The organism is Ligilactobacillus acidipiscis DSM 15836 (genome assembly GCF_001435755.1).
GTDB classification, from domain to species: domain Bacteria; phylum Bacillota; class Bacilli; order Lactobacillales; family Lactobacillaceae; genus Ligilactobacillus; species Ligilactobacillus acidipiscis.
Map to the genome: position 1 here is coordinate 1 of NZ_AZFI01000368.1, position 472 is coordinate 472.

Below are 472 nucleotides of genomic sequence, written 5' to 3' on the forward strand. Positions count from 1 at the left end.
TTGCGCCGGCCGGCTTTAAAATCTTCCTGTAAACAACGCTGCACCTGGTGTAAAACGTTAGAATCTTTGATTGGTAAGACTTTCTGCTCCAAAATAGTCTAACTCCTTTGTACGCTATAATTAATTCTTAGGTTAATCTTTCATTTGATATTCCATACAATTAAAGCACATTGCTATGTCATTCCCTAAATCTTTAGGGGGAATTAGTGTACCACACACCATACATGCAACATACCCTTTATATTCTTCTAAGTATAACCTACTATTTCTTTCTTTTTCAGCATCAATCATTGTATATGACTTCCTTTCGTATCGTTCTAATAGTAATATAAGGAAGCCATATAAAATAGCCCTTTCTCTTTAGAAAAAGAGGGAGCTATTTTTATATCATTTTGTTTGTTTTTGCCCCTTGATTTGGAGCTTACCATTAAGAGGCTGGTAAATCAACCTTTCCAAGGGACCATTACTAAAT

General features: G+C 34.7%; 1 protein-coding gene and 1 pseudogene. Both read right to left on the reverse strand.

The features are described 5' to 3' along the window. A pseudogene (locus tag FC65_RS12000) lies at positions 1 to 92 on the reverse strand (site-specific integrase); the annotation flags it as partial. Positions 93 to 132: 40 nt separating this feature from the next. Next, positions 133 to 291, reverse strand: a complete 159-nt coding sequence (locus FC65_RS12005) for a hypothetical protein (protein WP_156408655.1) — start codon at positions 289 to 291, stop codon at positions 133 to 135. Between the last annotated feature and the right edge of the window lie 181 nt (positions 292 to 472).